The sequence below is a fragment of the Mariniflexile sp. HNIBRBA6329 genome, from assembly GCF_043558645.1.
GTDB lineage: Bacteria > Bacteroidota > Bacteroidia > Flavobacteriales > Flavobacteriaceae > Mariniflexile.
Genome location: NZ_JBIFXS010000038.1, coordinates 1 through 1,034, shown reverse-complemented (window position 1 = coordinate 1,034; position 1,034 = coordinate 1). Strand labels below are relative to the sequence as shown.

Genomic DNA, 1,034 nt, shown 5'->3' with positions numbered 1-1,034 from the left:
CGCTTTACATACCCACTGTTTTCTGGTGTTTTCATTACACTAAGGTTTTAGTGTATCGCTATTTCAGGACGGGACATATTACAAAATAAAAAAACAGGTAAATAATTTTACCTGTTTTTTTTTGGTTGGTTAGCTATCAATCCTTTACTTAAATAGTTTAGTTCATTAAGGAAATCGGATCAAATATATAATTTAACATTTTCTTAGGTGTTAACAAATGTTAATACTTGTCATTTTTTTTTCTTATTCTGCTTAACTGTACAGGGGTTATACCTAAATATGAAGCTATGTGGTACTGTGGAATCAACTCGTCTACATTTGGAATTTGTTTTTGTAATTCTAAATAGCGGTCTTTAGCATCTAATGAAATTAATTCTACCAATCGTTTTTCATACGTTGTATATGTCGACTCTAAAACTTTAGAATACAACATATTAAGTGATTCGTTTTTTTTACACAATTCGATAAGTTTATAATAATCAACCTCGTAGAATTCAGTATCATGAAGGGCTTCAAATACAAATAAAGAAGGGGATTTTTGTATCAAAGCAGTCAAGGGGCCTAGAAAGCTTAGTGGTAAGTAGAAACTTTTATTAAATTCTTTTCCAGATTCTGTACTTAAATAGCACCTAACAATTCCAGAAACTAACATGTAAACCTTAGTTGGAACTTCATTTAGCCTTACTATCTGATTTCCCGCCTTTACGATTTTTAACTCGGATATTTTCAAAAGATCTTGAATAACATCTTCAGGTATGTTACTAATTGAATTTAAAAAATTTGCATGAGGTCCTGAGTAATCCATATAACCAAACTTATATTAAAATAAGTTAATAAAGTGAATTTAAATTTTCTTAAGCTAAAGTTACTCTTTTCATACTTCTTTGATTAAACTTTTCTACAATTGGCATATTAATTTGTTTAGTTGTAATAAATGATGGAAACACTAAACTTATTTAAGTAAAAAACCTCCGTTAAAAACGGAGGCTTTGATTTTCAGATTAGCCCCAAAGGGGCATTAGGCTCATTCATGA

At 29.7% G+C, this 1,034-nt stretch carries 1 protein-coding gene; it reads right to left on the bottom strand.

Features of this window, described 5'->3' with window-relative positions; translation table 11 throughout:
• Nucleotides 1–220: 220 nt before the first annotated feature.
• Nucleotides 221–805, bottom strand: a complete 585-nt coding sequence (locus tag ACGK9U_RS16085; protein ID WP_394467578.1) for a Crp/Fnr family transcriptional regulator — start codon at nucleotides 803–805, stop codon at nucleotides 221–223.
• Nucleotides 806–1,034: the final 229 nt, after the last annotated feature.

Coding starts and splice junctions, on each gene's coding strand:
- ACGK9U_RS16085 (WP_394467578.1), bottom strand. CDS start 805: ATGGATTACTCAGGACCTCATGCAAATTTTTTAAATTCAATTAGTAAC.